The sequence below is a fragment of the Halobacillus sp. AWH4_228 genome (genome assembly GCF_056158365.1).
Map to the genome: position 1 here is coordinate 476,229 of NZ_JBSWTE010000001.1, position 22,688 is coordinate 498,916.

General features: G+C 49.3%; 16 protein-coding genes. 13 read left to right on the plus strand and 3 right to left on the minus strand.

Features of this window, described 5'->3' with window-relative positions:
* Nucleotides 1-9 precede the first annotated feature (9 nt).
* The 4 genes from ACXADP_RS02470 to ACXADP_RS02485 all read left to right on the plus strand — a co-directional run bounded on the left by ACXADP_RS02470 (nt 10) and on the right by ACXADP_RS02485 (nt 4,617).
* A complete protein-coding gene (locus ACXADP_RS02470) occupies nt 10-1,929 on the plus strand; it encodes a glycoside hydrolase family 13 protein (RefSeq protein WP_474970740.1) in 1,920 nt (639 codons plus the stop codon).
* Nucleotides 1,930-1,941: 12 nt separating this feature from the next.
* Nucleotides 1,942-2,316: a PH domain-containing protein gene (locus ACXADP_RS02475; RefSeq protein ID WP_027956766.1), complete on the plus strand. Its 375-nt coding sequence runs from the start codon at nt 1,942-1,944 to the stop codon at nt 2,314-2,316.
* A gap of 114 nt (nt 2,317-2,430) precedes the next feature.
* Nucleotides 2,431-3,732, plus strand: coding sequence for an RNA polymerase factor sigma-54 (rpoN, locus tag ACXADP_RS02480; protein ID WP_474970741.1), 1,302 nt, complete (start codon nt 2,431-2,433; stop codon nt 3,730-3,732).
* Nucleotides 3,733-3,792: 60 nt separating this feature from the next.
* A complete protein-coding gene (locus tag ACXADP_RS02485) occupies nt 3,793-4,617 on the plus strand; it encodes a YihY/virulence factor BrkB family protein (RefSeq protein ID WP_474970742.1) in 825 nt (274 codons plus the stop codon).
* Nucleotides 4,618-4,658: 41 nt separating this feature from the next.
* On the opposite strand, the gene ACXADP_RS02490 is transcribed toward ACXADP_RS02485, so the two are convergent.
* Nucleotides 4,659-5,711 carry a DmpA family aminopeptidase gene (locus ACXADP_RS02490; protein WP_474970743.1) on the minus strand — a complete coding sequence of 351 codons (1,053 nt, stop codon included), beginning with the start codon at nt 5,709-5,711 and terminating at the stop codon, nt 4,659-4,661.
* A gap of 373 nt (nt 5,712-6,084) precedes the next feature.
* Between ACXADP_RS02490 and gltB the strand changes: the two genes are divergently transcribed.
* The 4 genes from gltB to ACXADP_RS02510 all read left to right on the plus strand — a co-directional run bounded on the left by gltB (nt 6,085) and on the right by ACXADP_RS02510 (nt 16,075).
* The gene (gltB, locus tag ACXADP_RS02495) at nt 6,085-10,665 is read left to right on the plus strand and encodes a glutamate synthase large subunit (protein ID WP_474970744.1); all 4,581 of its coding nucleotides are present in this window, start codon (nt 6,085-6,087) and stop codon (nt 10,663-10,665) included.
* A 19-nt stretch (nt 10,666-10,684) separates the two neighbouring features.
* A complete protein-coding gene (locus tag ACXADP_RS02500) occupies nt 10,685-12,172 on the plus strand; it encodes a glutamate synthase subunit beta (protein ID WP_474969980.1) in 1,488 nt (495 codons plus the stop codon).
* Between the two features lie 176 nt (nt 12,173-12,348).
* Nucleotides 12,349-14,385, plus strand: a complete 2,037-nt coding sequence (locus tag ACXADP_RS02505) for a catalase (protein ID WP_474969979.1) — start codon at nt 12,349-12,351, stop codon at nt 14,383-14,385.
* Between the two features lie 337 nt (nt 14,386-14,722).
* Nucleotides 14,723-16,075 (plus strand): dipeptidase, encoded by a 1,353-nt coding sequence (locus ACXADP_RS02510; RefSeq protein WP_474969978.1) that lies wholly within the window; start codon nt 14,723-14,725, stop codon nt 16,073-16,075.
* A gap of 25 nt (nt 16,076-16,100) precedes the next feature.
* Here the strand turns inward: ACXADP_RS02510 and ACXADP_RS02515 are convergent, their stop codons facing one another.
* Nucleotides 16,101-16,607, minus strand: coding sequence for a GrpB family protein (locus tag ACXADP_RS02515; RefSeq protein WP_474970745.1), 507 nt, complete (start codon nt 16,605-16,607; stop codon nt 16,101-16,103).
* A gap of 120 nt (nt 16,608-16,727) precedes the next feature.
* On the opposite strand from ACXADP_RS02515, the gene ACXADP_RS02520 reads away from it, so the two are divergent.
* From ACXADP_RS02520 to ACXADP_RS02540, 5 genes are read left to right on the plus strand one after another with little or no spacing between them, the layout of a single operon-like run.
* Entirely contained in the window at nt 16,728-17,657 is a 930-nt protein-coding gene (locus ACXADP_RS02520; protein WP_474970746.1) for a hypothetical protein, read from the plus strand.
* 29 nt (nt 17,658-17,686) lie between these two features.
* Nucleotides 17,687-18,328 (plus strand): hypothetical protein, encoded by a 642-nt coding sequence (locus ACXADP_RS02525; protein ID WP_474970747.1) that lies wholly within the window; start codon nt 17,687-17,689, stop codon nt 18,326-18,328.
* Entirely contained in the window at nt 18,328-19,452 is a 1,125-nt protein-coding gene (locus ACXADP_RS02530) for a DUF4350 domain-containing protein (protein ID WP_474970748.1), read from the plus strand. The genes ACXADP_RS02525 and ACXADP_RS02530 overlap by 1 nt, the downstream gene beginning before the upstream one ends.
* On the plus strand, nt 19,449-20,378 hold the full coding sequence (locus ACXADP_RS02535; protein WP_474970749.1) for an AAA family ATPase: 930 nt from the start codon (nt 19,449-19,451) through the stop codon (nt 20,376-20,378). Before ACXADP_RS02530 ends, ACXADP_RS02535 begins: the two co-directional genes overlap by 4 nt.
* Nucleotides 20,329-21,687: a DUF58 domain-containing protein gene (locus ACXADP_RS02540; protein ID WP_474970750.1), complete on the plus strand. Its 1,359-nt coding sequence runs from the start codon at nt 20,329-20,331 to the stop codon at nt 21,685-21,687. The genes ACXADP_RS02535 and ACXADP_RS02540 overlap by 50 nt, the downstream gene beginning before the upstream one ends.
* On the opposite strand, the gene ACXADP_RS02545 is transcribed toward ACXADP_RS02540, so the two are convergent.
* Nucleotides 21,665-22,627: a stage II sporulation protein M gene (locus ACXADP_RS02545; protein ID WP_474969971.1), complete on the minus strand. Its 963-nt coding sequence runs from the start codon at nt 22,625-22,627 to the stop codon at nt 21,665-21,667. The genes ACXADP_RS02540 and ACXADP_RS02545 overlap by 23 nt on opposite strands.
* Nucleotides 22,628-22,688: the final 61 nt, after the last annotated feature.

The following is a 22,688-nucleotide window of genomic DNA, read 5'->3' on the forward strand; positions in this document are numbered from 1 at the left end:
GACGGATTTGTGAGACAAAAGGAAATGTATCATAACAGCTTTGAGGAATCCTATAGAGAGCCTTTCGGTGCTGCGCCGAAAGGTTCTGCTGTTACACTGAAACTGGATGTGCTCAACCGCCATCGTGTATCCCATGTCATCCTTCACTATATCCTTGACCGTACGGATCATGAAAAGACGAAGGAAATGGACGTATGCAGCGAGGAACACCAGTGCACGACATATGAAACGACTATAAAAATGCCGGAAAGTCCACAGCTGATCTGGTATTTCTTTGAAATCATCTCCGAAGACCGCACCCTTTTTTACGGACGGGAGCGGAGTAATGAGAGCGGGGAAGGCCGGATTTATGATCATATCCCCCCTTCCTGGCAGATTACGGTTTATGATCCTGTTTACGAAACGCCGGAATGGTGGAAGAATGCTACGATGTATCAAATATTTCCCGACCGTTTTTATGCAGCCGGTGACATTGATATGAAAAAAGCACCGGAAACGAGCCTTGTACATGCCCATTGGGAGAATGACCCTGTTTATATCCGCAATGAGCGAGGAGAAGTCATCCGCTGGGACTTTTTCGGTGGCAGCCTGAAAGGCATTACGGAAAAACTTGATTACCTCGAGACACTGGGCATTACCGTTCTTTACTTGAATCCAATTTTTGAAGCCGAAAGCAATCACCGGTATGATACGGGGGATTATCATAAGATTGATGAACTGCTCGGTACAAAGGAAGACTTCGAGGTGCTGATTGAAGAAGCGGAAAAACGAGGCATGGAAGTTATGCTGGACGGGGTGTTCAGTCATACCGGGAGCAACAGTATTTATTTCAACCGGGAAGGGAAGTACGACTCCCTTGGTGCCTATCAATCCAAAAATTCCCCTTATTACAGCTGGTATACATTCCACAACTATCCCAACGAATATGATGCCTGGTGGGGAGTAGGGACTCTCCCTACACTCCGGAAGGAAAATGAAGATTACCAGAACTTCCTGATTCACGATGAAGACAGTGTCATCAAAACGTGGCAGAAGTCAGGGATGAAGCACTGGCGTCTTGACGTAGCGGACGAGTTGACCGATGACTTGATCCGGCAGATTTACACCCAGCTGAAGAAGAAGGATTCATCCAGTGTGCTGCTTGGGGAAGTGTGGGAGGATGCGTCCAACAAATCAGCCTATGGAAAACGCCGCGACTATTTTCTCGGGGGCGTCCTGGATTCAGTGATGAATTACCCGATGCGGCGGATCCTGCTCGACTTTATTAAAGGGGACATGGATGCCTACACGGTGCACAGGCGCTTGATGACTTTATGTGAGCACTATCCGAAAGAATACTTCTATGCCGTCATGAACATGCTCTCCAGTCATGATGTCGAAAGAATTTATACGATGCTGGCAGACTTTCTGCCGGATGACTTTTCCGATGAGCAGAAAGAGCAGCTCATCTTCAAGCAGATCAAGGCTCTCAGTCTATGGATCTATGCTTTTCCGGGTGTGCCTTCCCTGTACTATGGCGATGAAGCCGGGCTGACAGGCGGAGCAGATCCGGATAATCGTAAACCTTATCCGTGGGGAAGAGAAAACCAGGAACTGCTTGACTGGTATACCAAAATCGGGAGTTGGCGGAAAGAGCATGATGTTCTTCGTACAGGGCATTGGAAGTCCTTTGCCCTGGATGATGATGTTATCGGATTTGAGAGATGGAATGAAAACAATGTCGACCATTTTGGAAATGAAGCGGCGGACGAGCGGATTCTCTTTTTGTTCAACCGGAACCTCCGGGAAAATCGGGAGATTAATATCCCCATTCAAAAAGGGAAATGGCAGCAGCTGGAGAACAAGAAAAGTATATTCAGTTCGAAAAATAACTGGCTGACGATCAAACTGGATCCGTCAGAGAATATGATTCTAAGGTTAATGAAATAGGAGGCGTAACCAATGGGTTTCTTAGATGGATTAATGGGAAACGCGTCCGAAGTGGACGTAACGAAGCTTGAAAAGGATTTGAAAGATATCCTTGCCGGTGGAGAGCAGGTAGAGAGCGGTTATAAAGTGCTCCGCGACTCGTTTATCTTCACAAACAAACGGCTGCTTCTCGTGGATAAGCAGGGCATGACGGGGAAGAAAGTGGAGTACCACTCCATCCCGTATAAAAGCATCACCCATTTCAGCGTAGAAACAGCGGGCAGCTTCGATATGGATGCTGAGCTGAAGATATGGATTTCAGGGTCATCCGAGCCGATCGGAAAACTTTTCAAGAAGGACAGCCCGATCGAATCCGTTCAACAAACACTGGCTGAACATGTATTATGACCTTTGCAGCCTTCTTCCGTATAAAGGAAGAAGGCTTTTGCTATTGAAAAATGACTGCCGTTCAAGCATCATAGAAGTACATTATTATGAAAGCGTTACCAAAGAGGTGTTCTCATGAAGCTTGAGCTTGTTCAGAAACAAACGACAGGTTTATTTATGACAACGGAAATGCGCCAGGCCGTTCAAATGCTTCAATATTCAGCGGGTGAGTTATGGGAGTATGTGCAGCGGGAGGTTGATGAAAACCCGCTCCTTCATTTTTCTGTCGACGCTTCATCCATGTTCTACAAGCAAGGTGCATCGATGAATTTTATGGAAGAGATGACTCCTGATCAAGCATCATGGAGGAATAATATAGAGGACCAGATCCGGCTGTTGGAGGTGCCTGCAGAGACGAAAGAGATGCTGATTTTTCTTGCAGGGCATCTGAATGATGACGGTTTTTGTGAAGCATCGGACGAGGAGACAGCAGAAACCTTTCTTACGACGGTGGAATCAGCGAGGAGCATACGCATGTCTATGTTCAACCTGGATCCCGAAGGTGTAGGCTGCCGGAACATAAGGGAGTATTTGGTTTTTCAGGCTGCCCGGCGCTTTCCTGAGGATGAAAAACTGCCGCTGATCATCCGGCATCACTTGGATGATCTGGCCCTTGGAAACTGGGAGGAGATTGAAAAGTCTGCAGGCATACAGCGGAAGGAAGGAGAGGAAGCACTTTTGCGGTTAAAGCAGTTGAATCCGAGACCGCCGGCTTCCACTTTATCTCCATCCATTCCATCTCTCCCGCCTGATTTAATATTGGAAGAAACGGCAGAAGGGTATCAGCTTCACGACCCTTATTCCATGACGAAATACCTTGGGTGGGACCACGAACTCCTTGAGTTATACGATACCAAAGCAGAGGCCGCCGGTTTTTTTGAAGAAGACTATAAACGGGCCCGATGGCTGATTCAAAGCCTGGAAAGCAGGAAGAACACTCTCCTGCAGACGGCCGAGGTCGTCGTCCGTCATCAGCAGGAGTTTTTCCGGGGCCGTTCGCTGCAGCCGTTGACGCTGAAGAATGTGGCAGGTCAGCTCGGTGTGCATGAGTCCACCATCAGTCGTGCGGCTGCCAATAAAGTCATGCAGACACCAAAAGGACTGTATCCCTTGAAAAGCTTTTTCGTCACGGGGTATCAAGGGGAGGACGGAAGAGGATATTCATCGGGTTATGTGAAAGAAAGGATCACCGGGATGATCCAGGGGGAAAATAAAAGGAAACCATATTCCGACCAAAGCATCAGCCGCCTCCTGCTTCAACAGGAAGGTCTTCACATATCCAGAAGGACGGTAGCCAAATACAGGGAAACTATGAAAATTCCATCCTCCTCACGCAGGAAGGACACGTCCAAAAAGCTTCACCTCCTACATTCCTAGGTTAATATTCTCCTGAATGGGGGATAGACTATTAAAGTGGAGTGAAGGAGGAGAGAAACGTTGAAGAAGATCATTGATTATACGAAAGCGGTCATCAAGGAATTTCAAAAAGATAACGTCCCTCTGCTTGGGGCTGCCCAGGCTTATTATTACTTACTATCCATTGTTCCGATGTTGATTCTGCTATTATCTATACTCCCCTATTTGAATATTGATTCAGAAACGGCGATCCAGGCCATGGGCAACGTTCTTCCGAGCGGCACCGTTGATGTATTCCGTGAAAATATCGTTGCAGTAGTGGAACAGCCGAACGGGGGGCTTCTTACAGTTGGTATTCTGGGTACGCTCTGGTCCGCTTCCAGTGGCATCAATGCGTTCATACAATCGGCCAATGAAGCTTATGAAGTAGAAGAAACGAGGTCGTTCATCAAAGTGAGACTGCTGGCGGTCGCGTTGACGATAGGCATGATAGTAGCGATTGTCGTCGCTCTTGCGCTCCCAGTGTTCGGACAAGTCTTGATTGATTTCATCAACCTTCCAGCTCAGACGGAAATACTGATGCAGGTGCTGCGCTGGGTGATCAGTATATCGGTCATCGGTCTCGTATTGATGGCCCTTTATCACTTCGCCCCAAACAAGAACATTCCATTCAAGCATATTCTTCCGGGGGCAGTGATTACTGCGCTTCTCTGGCAGGTCATTTCCCTGGCTTTCTCGTTTTACGTAACGAACTTTGGAAACTACTCTGCAACGTATGGAAGTCTCGGTGGTGTCATCATTCTTATGCTTTGGTTCTTCCTGACCGGTATCATCTTAATGGTCGGTGCGGAAATCAATGTCGTCTATCACCGACGCCACGGAGGCAGGAAATCAAAAGCGGCTTAAATGTGAAGGAGGTCTCCCGTCCTATGAGGAGACCTCCTTTTTTAATGGAGGGAAAGGTTGAATTTCTCAAGAAGTTCAGGCAGCGTCGGCCGGTCATGTCCATTTCTTCCTTTCCCGGGAACTGCATAAAGCAGTGATTCCAATACAGCTTCTTCGCAGGACTCGCGTACAGCTCGGAATGCCGCATCGATATCCTCTTCATGAAGCATTTCTAAAGACAGGGGCTGGTCCGGTTTGTCATGCGGAATGGTTCCAGCGGTTGTAAAACCGATGACAACTTCACCACTGCCGTTACCGATAATAGACCCCGTCCTCGATAATCCGGCTGCTGCCCGTTTGAGTATCCGCTTCAACTGCCGCTCTGTGACCGGGAGATCCGTCGCGCAGATGACCATCACCGAACCGCGGTCCTTCTCCTGTACCTGATGTGCTTCGTTCAGCTCTTTCCCAACCGCTCTTCCATCTATCCGCAGGTCACTCAGCGTCCCGAAGTTGGTCAATGTCAGAACGCCGAGGGTATACGATCCGTAGGCGAGGTCGATTTTACGCGAAGCTGACCCGATGCCGCCTTTCATGGAGTAACATACCATGCCTGTCCCCGCTCCCACACTTCCTTCTTCAAACTCATCTTCCGCTCTTTGCAGCGCATGCCATACATCCTCCTTCGCTACACTGCGGTTTCGGATATCATTCAAATGCATATCATTGCACTCCCCGACGACGGGGTTGACCGTCCCTGTCGTCCGTCCGATTTCAGGGTTCCGCTCCAAGCTGTAATCAACGAGGGCATCGTAAACCCGGCCGACTGCGAACGTATTGGTTAAGGCGACAGGGGTTTCCAACGTCCCCATTTCTTCGATCTGGATTAATCCGGTGGTTTTGCCGAAGCCATTGATGACATGCGAGGCGGCCAGCAGCTTTTGTTTGAAAAGGTTCCCTTCATGAGGAAGGATGACCGTTACGCCTGTGCGTGTGTCTCCGTCTGTCAGTGTTTGATGACCGACTTTGACACCGGGTACATCGGTAATTTGATTTCGTCTCCCCGTCTGCATCTCTCCAATTGTAATTCCGTATGTTCTTGTTTTTGTTCCCATCCATAAACCCTCCCTGCCTTCCTACTACTTTCTAAATGAAGAGATGAAATTCCTTTTTATGTATGAAAATACATCCTTCGGTTTTAATATACGTTCAAACGCTTGTAGATAAAGGTTTTTTGTATGGAAAAGTGAATAAAATAAATTTTCTTTTGAAAAATCTCAAAAAATATTTGGTTGCGCTTACATCGTTTTTATAAGTGGATTTGTAAAGGATTGTCATTGTCGTATTTGCATGAAAATTCAGCGGTTATGCCTGATGAGGGCGTGATTCTTCCATATGTTCATGCTATACTAGTAAGAAACTGAAAAGACAGAATTTTTCTATTATTGCCTGCAACCTTCAAGAATAAGTCCGCTAGGGGGAAAGATAATGCAAAAACACGGATATCCTGTTCCGCAGGGGCTGTATCATCCGGAAAATGAGCATGAAGCTTGTGGTATCGGAGTTATTGCCAACATCGATGGGACAAAGAGTCATAGTATTGTAGAAAATGCCATCACGATTTTATGTAATCTGGAGCACCGGGGCGGTCAGTCCGCGGATATCAGTACAGGGGATGGTGCCGGTATTTTAACCCAGATTCCTCATAAATTCTTTGAAAAACAATGTGAGAAAGAAGATATATACCTTCCGGAGGCTGGGAAATACGGGATCGGCATGGTGTTCTTCCCGGAAGATCATGGCTTGAGAGTCGACTGCATGCAGCGCTTTCAGCGTATCGTTGAGGAAGAAGGACAGCAGTTCCTTGGCTGGCGTACTGTACCCGTCAACGACTCCTTCGTAGGAAAAGATGCGAAAAAGACGAAGCCATTCATTCGTCAGGCTTTTGTAGCTCCTTCTGCAAATATCCAGACGCAGATGGATCTGGAACGCCGTTTATACATCATCCGCAAACGTGCGGAAAGCGAAATTGCTTCCTTGGACCAGTATGATGACTTTTATATCAGCAGCCTGTCTTCCAATACGATTGTGTATAAGGGCATGCTGATTCCTGAACAACTGGACTCCTTTTATATTGATTTGAACCATCCTGATTTTAAAACCGCCCTCGCCTTAGTACACTCTCGATTCAGTACGAACACCTTCCCGAGTTGGAAACGATCACATCCAAACCGCTATACCATCCATAACGGAGAGTTTAACACCCTCCGCGGAAATGTGAACTGGATGAGAGCGAGGCAGGAGCTTTGTGAGTCTGAATACTTCAGCAAAGAAGATCTGGATAAGCTTCTGCCGGTCATTGATGCCAACGGAAGTGACTCATCCATGTTCGATAATGCGTTTGAGTTTCTTTACTTATCCGGTCGTTCTCTGGCCCACACGGCTATGATGATGGTCCCTGAGCCATGGTCCAATGATGAGACGATTCAGGAAGATAAGAAGAGCTTTTATGAATATCACAGTACGCTGATGGAACCATGGGACGGCCCGGCAGCCCTTGCCTATACGAACGGGAAGCAGATTGGTGCCTGTCTGGACCGTAATGGTCTGCGTCCTGCCCGATACTATGTAACGAAGGACGGCATGATCGTGCTCGGGTCTGAAGTTGGTGCGCTCGATATTTTCGCTGATGATATTTTGTACAAAGATCGACTGCACCCTGGCAAAATGCTGCTCGTCGATCTTGAAGAAGGGAAAATCATCCCGGATGAAGAGATCAAGCTTCAGATTGCCCGTGAGCATCCGTACCAGGAATGGATTGATGATCATAAATTCGATTTGGAAGACCTGCCTGAGCCGGCTGCAGAACACCGACCGATCGGAAATCTGATCGATCAGCAGCTCGCTTTCGGATACACGACAGAGGAATTGAATAAGATCCTCATGCCGATGGTGACGGATAAAAAAGATCCGGTCGGTTCGATGGGATATGATTCTCCGCTGGCTGTCCTTTCCAAGAAACCTCAGCTGCTTTACAGCTATTTCAAGCAGCTGTTTGCCCAGGTGACCAACCCACCGATCGATGCCATTCGTGAAAAACTGATTACGATGGTGGAAACGACCATTGGTGCCGAAGGGAACCTGGTGGATCCTAAACCCGACAGCTGCCGTCAAATTCGTCTGAAGACACCGATTCTGACGAATAAAGAGCTCGAACAGCTTCGCCAGCAGACGGTGGAAGGATTCAAACCGGTCACACTGTCGACGTTATTTAAAGCGGAAGAAAATGAAATGAAAGCTTCGCTCGACCGTTTATTTGAAGAGGCCGATCAAGCGGTGGAAGACGGAGCGACACTGATTATCCTTTCTGACCGCGGTGTGAATGGTGAGTATGCAGCCATCCCGACGCTGCTTGCTGTTTCAGGTCTCCACCACCATCTGATCCGCGAAGGGACGAGAACGAAAGTCAGTCTGCTTGTGGAAACAGGGGAAGCGCGTGAAGTCCATCATTTTGCAACACTTCTGGGCTACGGGGCAGAAGGGATCAACCCCTACCTTGCCTATGAATCGCTGCGTGACCTTCTTGAAACCGGTCAGTTTGAAGCCGTTTCCCATAACGAAGCTGTACAGACGTACATTAAAGCGGCAACAGACGGTATTATTAAAGTCCTCTCCAAAATGGGGATTTCAACCATCCAAAGTTACCGGGGAGCCCAGATTTTTGAGGCTGTCGGTATTCGGATGGATGTGATCGATCAATACTTTACCCGGACGGCTTCCCGTCTCGGCGGAATCGGTCTGGACATCATTGAAAAAGAAGTATTGATGCGTCATGAAACAGCCTTCAGTGAGGACCGTGGCGGAAACCGTACGCTTGATGCGGGTGATGATTATCAATACCGCAAAAATGGTGAGGATCACCAGTACAATCCGCAGACGATCGCGACACTGCAGCACGCCTGCCGTGCCAATGATTATGATCTTTTCAAGCAGTACTCGCAGATGCTGACGGATGAAAAGCATAACCTTCAATCCCTGCGTGGACTTTTATCCTTTAAAAAACGGCCGTCCATTCCGTTGGATGAAGTGGAATCGGTTGAAGACATTACCCGGCGCTTTAAAACCGGTGCGATGTCCTTCGGTTCCATCAGTCAGGAAGCCCACGAGGCGCTTGCTGTCGCGATGAACCGGATCGGAGGCCGCAGTAACTCCGGAGAGGGCGGGGAGAACCCGGCCCGTTTTGAACCGGAAGAAAATGGTGACCTGAAACGAAGCGCTATTAAACAGGTAGCTTCCGGACGATTTGGCGTAAATAGTCACTATTTAGTGAATGCCGATGAAATCCAGATCAAGGTCGCCCAAGGGGCGAAGCCCGGGGAAGGTGGACACCTTCCTGGTAAGAAAGTGTACCCGTGGGTAGCCGAAGTCCGCGGCTCCACGCCAGGCGTTGAGTTGATTTCACCGCCTCCGCACCATGATATTTATTCCATCGAGGATCTGGCTGAGTTGATCTACAACTTAAAAAATGCCAATCCAAAGGCTCGTGTCAGCGTGAAACTTGTATCGGCTGTCGGTGTAGGAACCATTGCTGCTGGTGTAGCGAAAGGCCGTGCCGATCTCGTTCTGATTAGTGGTTATGACGGTGGAACAGGGGCTGCGCCGCGTACAAGTATTAAGCATACCGGTCTTCCGTGGGAAATCGGTCTGGCTGAAACCCACCAGACACTTGTGCTCGACCGGCTTCGTGACCGCATTGTCGTTGAAACAGACGGTAAGATGATGACCGGCCGAGATGTCGTTGTCGCCTCTCTTCTTGGAGCGGAGGAGTATGGATTTTCCACAGCCCCTCTTGTTGTCCTAGGCTGTGTCATGATGCGTGTCTGCCATTTGAACACATGTCCTGTTGGTGTAGCCACCCAGGATCCTGAACTTCGGAAGAAATTCACCGGTGAAGCCGATCACCTTGAAAACTTTATGCGCTTCATTGCCCAGGAAGCGAGGGAGATCATGGCAGAACTCGGCTTCCGTACGATCAACGAAATGATCGGACGGACGGATGTGCTTGAAACAAACGAAGCCATCGATCATTGGAAAGCGAAGGGTGTGGACTTGTCTGCGCTTCTTTACCAGCCCGATGTACCGGACAACTATGGTTTATTTGCTGTGCGTAAGCAGGATCACGGTCTGGATAAGACCCTCGATATGGAAGAACTGCTCCCGTTATGTAAAGATGCGATCGAAACGGGTAAACCGATGAAATATACCGGGTCGATCCGCAACATCCACCGGGTGACAGGGACGATTTTGGGCAGTGAGATTACCCGCCGCTACGGCGCAGAAGGCCTGCCTGAAGATACGATCAACCTGACATTCAAAGGTTCAGCAGGACAGAGCTTCGGAGCTTTCATTCCTAAAGGGATGTCACTGCGCCTGATCGGAGATTCCAATGACTATGTCGGTAAAGGACTGTCCGGAGGGAAGATCATCGTCCACCCTTCATCCAAGTCTTCGTTCCGTCCGGAAGAAAACACGATTATCGGAAACGTGTCTTTCTATGGAGCATCCGCTGGAGAAGCCTATATCAACGGTCTTGCCGGGGAGCGCTTCTGTGTACGGAACAGTGGGGCGGATGTCGTCGTCGAAGGTGTCGGGGACCACGCCTGTGAATATATGACGGGTGGAAGGGTCGTCGTCCTTGGAGGTACCGGACGTAACTTTGCTGCTGGTATGTCCGGAGGCGTCGCCTACGTTCTTGATGAAACAGCCCACCGTTTTGAAACGAAGTGCAACAAGGAGCTTGTGCTTCTGCAGCAATTGCAGGATTCACAGGAAATCCAGGAGCTTTATGATATGATCGATCGTCACGTATCGTATACAAACAGCCCGTTGGGACAGAAGATCCTTGCGGAGTGGCCGCAGTACGTGAGCCGATTTGTCAAAGTGATTCCAAGAGATTACCTGCACATGCAGGAACGCATTCAGCGCCTGAAAGAGAGCGGACTGGACAAATTTGACGCAGAAATGACAGCTTTTGAAGAGAGAAACAAACCGGTGGAAACCGTCAAATAACAGCGGAGGGGGAGACCTGATGGGAAAGTCAACTGGATTTATGGAATATACGCGCCAGGCTATACCTGAGCGTGATCCTGAAGTTCGAACGAAAGACTGGGAAGATTACACGCTTCCCCTTTCAGATGAAGAAGTACAAAAGCAGGGGGCCCGCTGCATGGACTGCGGCGTTCCGACGTGTCATTCCGGAATGGAAATCAACGGCATTACGACTGGATGCCCGGTCTATCACTTGATTCCCGAGTGGAACGACCTCGTCTATCGAGGGAAATGGAAGGAAGCTCTTGAGAAAGAACATGAAATGAACAATTTCCCGGAGTTTACCGGATTTGCCTGTCCGGCTCCATGTGAAGGCGCCTGTGTGCTTGGCATAAATGAGCCGCCTGTTGCGATTCGTAGTGTAGAGCGTTCAATCATTGAAAAAGGTTTTTCGGAAGGCTGGGTAACTCCTCAGCCGCCGGCCTCCCGCACAGGTAAAAAAGTGGCGGTTGTCGGTTCCGGTCCGGCCGGCCTTGCTGCCGCTGCGCAGTTGAACAAAGCCGGGCACTGGGTGACGGTATACGAGCGGAATGACCGTGTCGGCGGACTGCTGACCTACGGCATTCCGGAAATGAAGCTTCCGTACTCCGTCGTGGAACGCCGTGTGAACATTCTGAAGCAGGAAGGCATTCAATTCCTGACCAACACAGAGGTAGGGCGTAACTACCCTGTTTCCCGCTTGAATGAAGAATATGATTCGGTCATTCTATGCGGCGGTGCTACGACACCGAGGAACATCGACGTAAGTGGAAGAAGCTTGAAAGGCGTTCACTATGCGATGGATTTCCTTCATTCCAATACGAAAAGTCTTTTGGATTCGGACCATGAAGACGGCAACTATATCAGTGCCAAGGGTAAGAATGTGATCGTGATCGGCGGGGGAGATACAGGAACAGACTGTATGGCCACATCCATGCGCCATGAATGTAAAAGTCTGACCCAATTTGATATCTACGATAAGAAGAGCAGCGTCCGCGATAATGAAACAAACCCGTGGCCGCAGTATCCAATTATCCACCGTGTGGAATATGGGCAGAAAGAAGCGGAAGCTGAATTCGGTAAAGATCCGAAAGCTTATGCAGTCATGACGAAAAAATTCGTCGGTGACGAGAACAACCGCATCAAGGAAGTGCATACCATTGATGTCGCTCTTTCCTATGATGAAAAAGGGAACAAAGTACGTACGGAAATTCCGGGGACGGAAAAAGTGTGGAAGGCGGACCTTGTCCTGCTTGCGATTGGATTCAGCGGGCCGGAGCAGGATCTCATTGAGAAGCTGGGCATAGAAACGACCGTCCGCTCCAATGTAGCTGCACAATATGGCAGATACACGACCAATGTAGATGGCGTGTTTGCAGCGGGCGACATGCGACGCGGACAAAGCTTGATTGTGTGGGCAATCAATGAAGGCCGTGAAGCAGCCCGTGAATGTGATCGTTACTTGATGGGTACGACGCAGCTGCCTTAACTATCAAAAAAGGGGGGACAACGATGTCCCCCTTTTTTTATGGTCTACCTGATTCATTGTTTTTGTTTTCTAAAAATAATAATAATGTCGTTTAAGTTGTCGAACCCTCGGGTACTTTTAGATTGTAATGGTTATTTTTTACTTACCATTCTAAACATAATCAGAGGAGGAGCACAATGAGCGACAAGCGTACAAAAAAGGATGAGCAGCTGGATCAGTACAGAGTAGATGATTCTGGTAAACATATGACCACCAACCAGGGAGTGAAAGTATCTGAGGATGAATTCTCCCTCAAAGCTGGTGAGCGCGGCCCTACTCTTATGGAGGATTTTCACTTTCGCGAAAAAATGACCCACTTTGACCATGAACGTATCCCTGAGCGTATTGTGCACGCCCGAGGTTTTTCTGCTCATGGAGAATTTCAATTATATAAATCACTTGAAAAATACACGAGTGCTGACTTTTTGACGGATACATCGAAGACAACCCCGACGTTTACACGTTTTTCTACCGTGCAGGGGTCCAAGGGCTCTGCGGAGACTGTTCGTGACGCCCGAGGTTTTGCTACGAAATTCTATACGCAGGAAGGGAATTTTGATCTTGTAGGAAACAACATTCCCGTTTTCTTCATCCAGGACGCAATCAAATTCCCCGATTTAGTTCACGCTGTTAAGCCTGAACCGCATAACGGTATGCCGCAGGGGGCATCCGCCCATGATACGTTCTGGGATTTTGTTGCCCATAACCAGGAATCTGCGCATATGGTGATGTGGACAATGTCCGATCGTGCCATTCCACGCAGTCTGCGTATGATGGAAGGTTTCGGTGTACATACCTTCCGCCTTGTGAACAAAGAAGGCGTCGCACACTTTGTGAAGTTCCATTGGAAACCTGTTCTTGGAACGCATTCCCTCGTTTGGGACGAGGCTCAGAAAATTAATGGAAAAGACCCGGACTTCCACCGGGGTGACCTTTGGACCTCTATTGAAAACGGGGATTATCCGGAATATGAACTTGGCTTCCAGGTGATTGCGGAAGAAGATGAATATAAGTTTGACTTCGACCTTCTTGATCCGACGAAGCTTTGGCCGGAAGAAGACGTACCTGTCGAAATCGTCGGTAAACTGACGATGAACCGCAACGTCGATAACGTCTTTGCTGAAAACGAACAGGTCGCCTTCCACCCGGGCCATCTTGTACCAGGCATCGACTTTACGAATGACCCGCTGCTACAGGGGCGTCTTCACTCCTACACGGATACGCAGCTGATCCGCCTCGGCGGCCCGAACTTCCACGAACTGCCGATCAACCGTCCGGTCTGCCCGTTCTTTAACAATCAGCGTGACGGCTATGGACGTCAGACGATCAATAAAGGACCTGTGGCTTATCACAAAAATGGTCTGGCTGGCAACACGCCGGCACCTGCGAGCAAAGCAGAAGGCGGCTTTGAGCATTATCAGGAAAAAGTGGACGGCCATAAAGTCCGTGCACGAAGTGAAAGCTTTAAGGATCACTTCTCCCAGGCGACCCTGTTCTGGAACAGCATGAGTGATCATGAAAAGAATCACATCATCAATGCATTCAGCTTTGAACTTGGAAAAGTACAGAGTGAGGATGTGCGTGAGAAAATCGTAGAGATGTTCTCCAACGTAAGCCTTGAGCTCGCCCAGTCTTTTGCGAAGAACATCGGTGTAACCCCTCCGGAATCCGGTGGTTCGAACGTGACGAAATCTTCCCCGGCGCTCAGCCAGGCGAATACGGTTCACTCTCCGGCAACGAGGACGGTCGGTGTCATTCTTGCTGACGGTTTTAATGGTCAGGATGTGAGACAGACATTGGAGCAGCTGGAATCCCAAGGGATCATCACAAACATTATCAGTAACCGTCAAGGGATGCTGAAAGGTGATGATAATTCAGAACTGAAAGTGGACCATACGTTCCTCACGGTGGATTCCGTTCTTTATGATGCGATTTATGCTGTCGGAGGTGCTGATGCGGATCAAACGTTCGCCAAGCAGTCCGGTAACTTCCTGTCTGAAGCGTTCATGCACTTCAAACCAATTGGAGCGACTCACGAAGGTGTGGAATATGTGCAGCAGAACGATATGGACGGCCAAAGCGGCGTCATTACAGGAGACAACGCAGAGCAGTTCGCCAAACAGTTTGGTGAAGCTGTTGCCGCCCACCGCTTCTGGGATCGTGAAGTCATGTAAAAAAATAAAATGGAGGATGGATTTGTCCGTTCTCAGGCTGCCGGGGAATTTTTCCGGCAGCTTTTTTTTCTTCGTTGTTTCAAAAATGCAGGATTAAGGGAATAGTAAAAGAAAATCCAAACACAATGAGGTGATCGCATGATTCGTACGATCCTGATGATTATCGGCTTAATAGTAGTAATCAGCTTTATTATCTCTCTTATATAGGAAGTACATCCGGACGGTGCATTCGACTTGCACCGTCCGTTTTCTTCTGCAGGATGACAATGGGAGAAAGAAGGACAGCCGTCTGCATCATGTATAATGAGGATATGGTTTGAAAAAGGGAGGTAATAAAGTGAGAGAAGCTGTGGAACAACATAAGGAACAATTTATCGAAGAACTCAAGCAGTATCTGCGTATACCGAGTATTTCGTCGCTGTCTGCATATAAAGGAGAGGTTCGCCGGGCGGCGGAATGGACCGCCGAAGCTTTGGAAAAGGCCGGAATGGAGCATGTGGAAGTCATCGAAACGAATGGTCATCCACTTGTTTATGGTGACTGGCTCCATGCCCCTGATAAGCCGACCGTGCTGGTGTACGGTCACTATGACGTCCAGCCGGAAGACCCTGTTGACCTTTGGGACACACCGCCGTTTGAGCCGGTCATCAAAGACGGCAGGATTTATGCACGTGGAGCGACCGACGACAAGGGCCAGCTGTTCATTCATATCAAGGCGGCCGAGCTTCTGATGAAAGAGCATGGAGCGCTGCCTGTGAACGTGAAGTTTATCATCGAAGGGGAGGAAGAAGTGGCCAGTCCGCATCTCGGTCCTTTCATTGAGGAAAATCAAGAGCGTTTATCCTGTGATTCTGTCGTGATTAGTGATACTTCCTTCAGCGGCAAAGACCAGCCGGCGATCTGCACCTCCCTTCGTGGGGCGCTGGCGATGGAAATGACGGTCCGGACCGCAAACTCTGATCTTCACTCTGGTACATATGGAGGCGGCGTACCGAATGCGGTTCATTCGCTCGTCAACCTGTTGGATTCCCTTCATGATTCAGAGGGGAGAGTCTCTGTAGAGGGCTTTTATCAAGGCGTTCCGGAACCGACCGAAGAACTCCGCCGGGAAGTCGCTGCCGTTCCTTTTGACGAAGAAGAAACGAAACGCGCACTGGATATAGACGACCTTTACGGAGAAGCCGGGTTTTCATTTAAAGAAAGAACAGGCATCCGCCCGACGCTCGAGATCAATGGCATGACAGGCGGTTTCCAGGGCGAGGGACTGAAGACGATTGTTCCAAAGGAAGCCTCCGCCAAAATCAGCTGCCGTCTCGTTGGTGATCAAAATCCACAGGCGGTTTATGAATCAATAGAACGCCATGTGAAGCAGCATAAGCCTGCCGGGACCAAAGTCAGTCTGGAGAAATTCATTCAAGCGGACCCTGTCGCCATGGATTCTCAAAACTCCTTTATCCAGGCTGCGGCAGAGGCTTATGAGGATGTCTACAAGGTGCGTCCGCTGTTTCCGAAAGAAGGCGGGTCCATTCCCATCGTGGAAGTATTTGGACGTGTCCTGGATGCCCCTGTCGTATTGATGGGTTTTGGTCTTCCGACAGAGAATCTCCATGCCCCTAATGAACACTTCCATCTGGATAATTTCACAAAAGGAATCGAAACGGCCGCCCAATATCTTCAGAAGTTATCATGAAAGAAAGCTGGCACCCACACGGGTGTCAGCTTTCTTTTTCAGCGAGATGGAGGATGTGCTGAATGAACGGTTCCTTCGCTGCGGTATAGCGGGAGCGGTTCTTTTTGTGTGTGACGGCAAGGCGGCTTTTCAACCTCTGATAGTCCATGGCTTTTTCCGGATGTTTCATGAGATAGTCGCGAAAGGCAAGCTTATCCCGCCACTCGTTTCCTTCATACGCTGTGATGTGAAGGTGACACGTTCCGTTCCCCGGCTCTCCTTTACGAAAAAAGTACCGCTCCTTCCATTCGAGCTTTGGCACATATGTATAGCCGGCTTTCTGCAGAGCATGGATGAAGGAACCATTTAGATCAAGGCGGGGAAGACCGAGCATCAGGTCAATCACCGGCTTTGCTTTCATCCCGGGGACAGCTGTGCTCCCTATATGCTCGACAGGGTAGTCCTGATCAAGAAAGCTCAAGATTTCAGCCTTTTCTTCAGCAAATATCTCAGGCCATACGTGCTGGTAGTTGTGCAGCTGGATATCGCCCATCCTTTTCCTCCTTTACGGGTACGTTCCTATGATTCTATCACGAGATCATTGTCTTTTTTTGTCAAAATAACCCTTTCTCCGTGTTAAACTAATAGTAAATGCTTATAGAGGAGGAAGGTTATGGAACCAACACAGCTGAAACCTAAATCATTTGGGGAAATTCTTGATACATCGTTCAGCATATCGAAGAAGCATTTCCCGTCTTTATTTCTTATGCTGTTATTTTTAATCGGCCCGATTTTCATAGTCGATTACTTGTTCATGATTGTAAGCGGTATTGATCTTTTCCGCGAAACATCCGGCGGAGGATTCGGAGAGCAGCTGATGAACAACCTGGACAGTGCGGGAAACATACAAGCTTCGGTTGCTGCTAACCTGGGAATTGGAATGGAAATGGTGTACCTGGGGTTGAACACCATCTTGAATCTCGTGCTCTATACAATGGCTCAGGCTGCGGTCATCATTGCAGCCGGCAAAGTCATCAAAGGAGAAAGCTGGACGAAAAAAACAGCAGTAAAAGGGGCCTTTTCAAGGTTCTGGCCGTTGATTGGAAGCTCTTTGCTGCTTGGGGTCATCGTCTTTGGAGTCTTTTTCGTTTTCTTTATTGTCATTGGATTTGGCGGGATCGGACTGACCCTTGCGGCTGGAGACGGAGCTGGATTTATTCCGATCATTCTCCTCGTCCTCGGTTTTATCGCGCTGCTCGCTTTTTTTGGAACACGACTGAGTATGTTCTTCGGATCGGTTGTTTACAAAAAAGCAGCGCCTGGGTTCACAGAAAGCTGGAAATTAACGAAAGGAAGATTCTGGGCGACGCTCGGGTTATTTGTTGTCTTCGGCATCATCATATTCCTGCTAACTTCTATATTTGATGCGGTTTCCATTATTCTTCTTGGAGGAAGTGTAGCCGGCAAACTTTTGACCGACCTGTCTACACTCCTCGGAACATTGTTTTTAATGGTTGGTTACACGGTCCTGTTGTACGATTTGAAGACCCGGAATGAGGGCGGAGACTTGAAGGATATGATTGCTTCCTATAAAAACATGTAATCTGCGAAGGGCTGAAGGTGGGTGGCAGTATGAGCGCAATACAGCAGGAAAAGGAATACTTGAGCGATATTTTGAGCAGGACGGAATATGAAGCGTATGAAGAACAGCCGGAGCGTGCAGGCAGCCGGATCGGCGAACTGCTTTCCGAATGGGTCAGAGACTTGTTGGAAACTCTTTTTCCCGGGGCGGAAATCACAGGATCTGCGGTGGATGGTGTGCTGTATTTCATTGGAGCCATCGGCCTCGGTGTTCTCGTGTTTTTGGCTTTCCGGCTGTTCAGCAGACTCTCGGGCGAAAAGCATGCCCGTAGAAACCGGACGTTTCTTCCAGGTGAAGAAGGACCGCTTTCGCTCGATAGTCATTGGCGGCAGGCAGATGAATGGGCGGAACAGCAACAATGGACTGCTGCGGCCCGTCAGGTTTTTCTGGGGCTCCTGCTTCATTTTGATGATCAAGGGTTTGTAGATGTGCAGTCATGGAAAACCAATGGGGATTATGAAAAGGAATTGAAAGCTCATACCGGAGCGGATTATGTGGAAGCGTTCCGCCGTCTGGCCTTAATGTATGACCAGATGACCTACGGAGAGCGGCTGCTGAATGAAAAGGACTACCATACCTTCCGTTCTGATGCAGCATGGTATGTGAAGGAAGGAAGAAAGGAGGAGGCCTGATGAACCAAAGGAAAACATGGCTGGGAATCGGAGCGGCTCTCCTTCTGTTTGCCGGGGTCATTTACTGGAGCTCAAAAGAAGAACCGGAAGTCTATCCTCCGTACACATCCGAATCTCCGGCACCAAACGGATTGAAGGGGTTCTACACGCTGTTGGAAGAGCGGGATCAGGATGCCGCGCGCTGGAATGCAGCCCCTGGACAGCTTCCGGCGGCCGGTACCTCCCAGACCCTCTTGATGGCGGAGCCTGTGACGACGGTGAGTGGGGAGGAGATGCAGCGGTACAAGGAGTGGATGGAGGCAGGCAACACCATCTGGCTGATGAAACAACATCCGGCCGGTTATTTTGATGTGGCTGTTGAGTATCCGGATTCCGACCAGGGATCTTCGCTCATCACAGATGCCGGCGGAAATCAGTATGAGGCAGATATCCCTGCTCCCCACCGGCTGCGGACCGGGGAAGCAGATAAAATACTGCTGAAGGACGAAAGTGGAGCGGTTGCCATTGAACGATCTTACGGCGAGGGGAGGCTGATTGTCGGTTTAACGCCCTCCTGGCTTGTTAACGACCGGATAATAGAAAAGGATCACTTTACCCTTGTCACGAAACTTATGGATACAGCGGGCAGCGGCGGAAGTCTTTGGTTTGATGAATACATACATACCCGGAACGGGTTCGCTGATAAAGCAGGTGTTTACCCTTCCTGGCTCTTGTTTTTCACTTTTCAGCTGGCCTTGTTGACGCTGGCCTGGCTGTGGTGGAAAGGGAAGCGTTTCGGCCCATTCTTCACACCGCGGGAGGATGTCGTCCGCTTTGGGGATGAACGTCTTCAGGCCGTTGCAAGCTGGTATAAAAAAGGGGAGTTTTACCGGGAGTCGCTGGCGATCCAGGAATCCTATATCCGCCAGCTGCTGCAGGAGCGCTTCGGTGTACCGGTCCACATATCATGGGAAGAAACGAGAGAGCGTCTGGACGGACGGATCGACCCGGATTCGTTGGAAAGGTGGACGACGATGTCCCGCCGGATTGAACCGCTGGAACATCAAAGTCATGTCGATAAAAAATCCTACCTGGAATGGTCAGGTGTACTTGAACAGATGAGGAAAGAGGTGCAGGACAGATGAAAGAGCAGATCCATCAATTAATCGAATCCTACGAAAGTAAAGTCATCGGACAGTCGGAAAATCTCCGCCTGATGCTGGCAGCGGTATTTTCCGGAGGCCATGTCCTTTTGGAAGGTGTGCCGGGTACAGGGAAGACGAAAATGATCCGGACGCTCGCTGACCTGCTTGGCGGCGATTTCAAACGCATTCAGTTCACACCCGATCTGCTTCCGAGTGATATCACAGGGAGCATGATCTACAACATGAAGTCCGGCATGTTTGAAACATTGAAGGGACCGGTTTTTACAAACGTTCTTCTGGCAGATGAAATCAATCGTACGCCCGCTAAAACACAGGCGGCACTGCTTGAGGCGATGGAGGAAAAACAGCTGACCATCCAGGGGGATACCTATACGCTTCCTGCTCCGTTTTTTGTTGTGGCTACACAGAATCCGGTCGAGTTTGAAGGCACGTACCCACTCCCGGAAGCGCAGCAGGACCGCTTTATGTTTAAATTGACTGTCGATTTCCCTGCTCTCGAAGAAGAAGTGAATGTTATAAAGAGTATCGTCAGTGGTGGGACAGCTGATGCTGAGACCACTTCCGTTCTGTCTATGGATATCTTCCAGGAGGTAAGCAGGGAGATTGCAGCGATTACCGTAACGGATGACGTCTATGAGTACATCACACAGCTGGTAAGGAAAACAAGAGAGACGGATACGATCCGGAACGGGGCGAGTACACGGGCGGCTATAGCGATGGCACGTGCGGCAAAAGCCTGGGCCTATTTAGGGTCGCGGGATTATGTGACACCGGACGATGTGAAAAAAGTAGCCGTACCTGCACTGAGGCACCGGATTTTACTTGCGCCTCATATGGAATTGGAGGGAGCCACCTATGACCAGATCATTCAGGAGCTGGTGGGATCTGTTCCTGTTCCGCGATAGGGGGATCGTACCAACGCGAAGGCTGCTCCTTCTTGCAGCTGTGCTGTTGGTTTTAGTGACAGGACTGGCGGCCCTGGGTGTTCCCTGGCCGTATCTGCTTTCCTTAAATGCTGTCGTTTTTCTCCTCAGCCTTCTGGATTTGATGCTGATGCCAGGGAAAAAACAAATTCACTTCCATCGTTCAATGGAGGAGGAGATTGAACGTGGGTTAGAGAGTGAAGCTGCCCTTGTCATAAAAAACAACTCGGATCACCGGATGTTTGTAGAAGTGATCGATCATTTTCCTCCATCGTTCTCCAGACCTTTTCCACTGGAAGGATGGATCAAGGGAGGAGAAAGAAAAGACCTCCCGTTTTCGTTTACGGCCGGACAACGGGGCGATTATAGACTTCCGTCCATTTCCTATCGCTGGTGTTCATCCATCGGCCTGTGGGCGAGACAGGGACGTGTCGATCAGGAAATGAAGGTGCGTGTCATCCCGGACTTAAGCGGCAGCCGGCACTTTCTGAAAGATGCCCAGCGTTTTCTGCTTTATGAAGGAACCCGCATTAGGAAAGACCGGGTCGGCTCAGGAGAGTTCAGTCAGATCCGGTCGTACGTGACAGGCGATGACATTCGAAAGATTAACTGGCGCCAGACGGCGAAACAGCAGGAGCTCATGATGAATGAATATGAGCCGGAACATGGGAAGTATGTGACGATCCTTATTGACTGCGGAAGAATGATGGGAGTGGAGCTTGAAGAAAATAACCGCCTCGAAAAAGCCTTGGAAGCGGCTCTTACTGTAACAACGGCGGCTTTAAAGCGAGGCGACTATGTTTCTCTGGCTGCTTTTTCAAAGCGTGTTCATGTCTATGTGCCTCCTGGAAAAGGAATGGCCCATATGCAGACCATTCTACAGGAAGTCTATCATTTGGAGGTGGAAGGTTATGAATCGAACTACGCCTCCGCTTTTCAATATTTACAATCCGTCCAAAATAAGCGCAGCCTTTATCTTTTGTTCAGCGATGTCACCACGTTTCTATATGAAGAAACAGCGCTGCATTACTTGATGAGGTTAAGGCGTTCCCATTTATTTCTTATGGTTGGTATTGAGGACAGGACAGTGGATGAGGCTGCGAGGCGCATCCCGGAAGATGTTGCATCCACAATGGTGAAAAGTATGGCACAGAAGCAGTTGATGGATAAAAAGGAGGAAATGAGACGCTGGGAGAGCCGTGGGCTTCCGATGGTTGAAGCTCCGGAAGAGGCTCTCGCATCCGCCTCGGTATCCTATTACATTGATATTATGAACCGCGGGCTGCTTTAAGCGGTCGGCTTCCAAGAACGATATAGACGAGTAGTCCGATCACAGTCAGTGCAGCAAAAGCATACTTAGCTTCAAGCGGCAGTGCAGAAGGCGTGATGTATCCTTCAATAATCCCGGCGATGATAAACAAGGGCAGCGTTCCGATTAACAGCAGCACGGAGCGGTAGGCGTTCGTTTTCAATTGATAGGCACGGGTTCGTGAGCCGGGGACCCATAATTTAAAGCCCATCAGAAGTCCGGCTCCGCCGGCAATGAAAATGGCTGTCAGCTCGATGATTCCGTGAGGGACGATATAGGCCCAGAAATCATAGGATTTTCCGTAGGTGAAGAAAAGAGCGGCCAGCGCGCCGACGATGATGCCGTTAAAAATAAGCACATAGACGGTGACCAGACCAAAGGTTACACCACCGGCAAACGCAAGGAAGGCCACCTGTATATTGTTGGTCAGAATTTCAGCCGACATCACTGGTGAATTCACCCCACCGTCACTGCCGATCTGTGACGGGTCCACGTTTTGAGCGATGTTGGCGGGCAGTATCGTGTACAGGCTCATTGGGTCCTGGTAGACGGCTGTAAACGCAGCCGTTCCTCCAAGAAGAAACAGGCACATGCTGATGATGACAAACGCCCACTGCTCACGAAGAAGATGGATGAAGGTGTGGCCGAACAGATGCTTCACCTGTTTCCAGTTGGAGGTCTGCTCCTGATACAGGGTGTTGTGGGCTTTTGATGTCAGCGTATTCAAGTAATCCGTGCTCTCTTCTTCAGGGAAGTACGTCTGACTGAAGGCCAGGTGCTGGGTAACCTTCTGATATGTCCGCTGGAAATCCTCCACTTGCCCGGCTGTCCATTTTTTCTTATTCTGCTGCAGCGTATGGATCAGATTCTCCAGCCGCTTCCAATCCTGGCGGTTCTGCGAGATAAATGTACGATAATTCATAGGGTCACCTGCCGCTCGGAAATTTTTTACAACGTAGTTTAATTATAAGCAAGATTGCCTT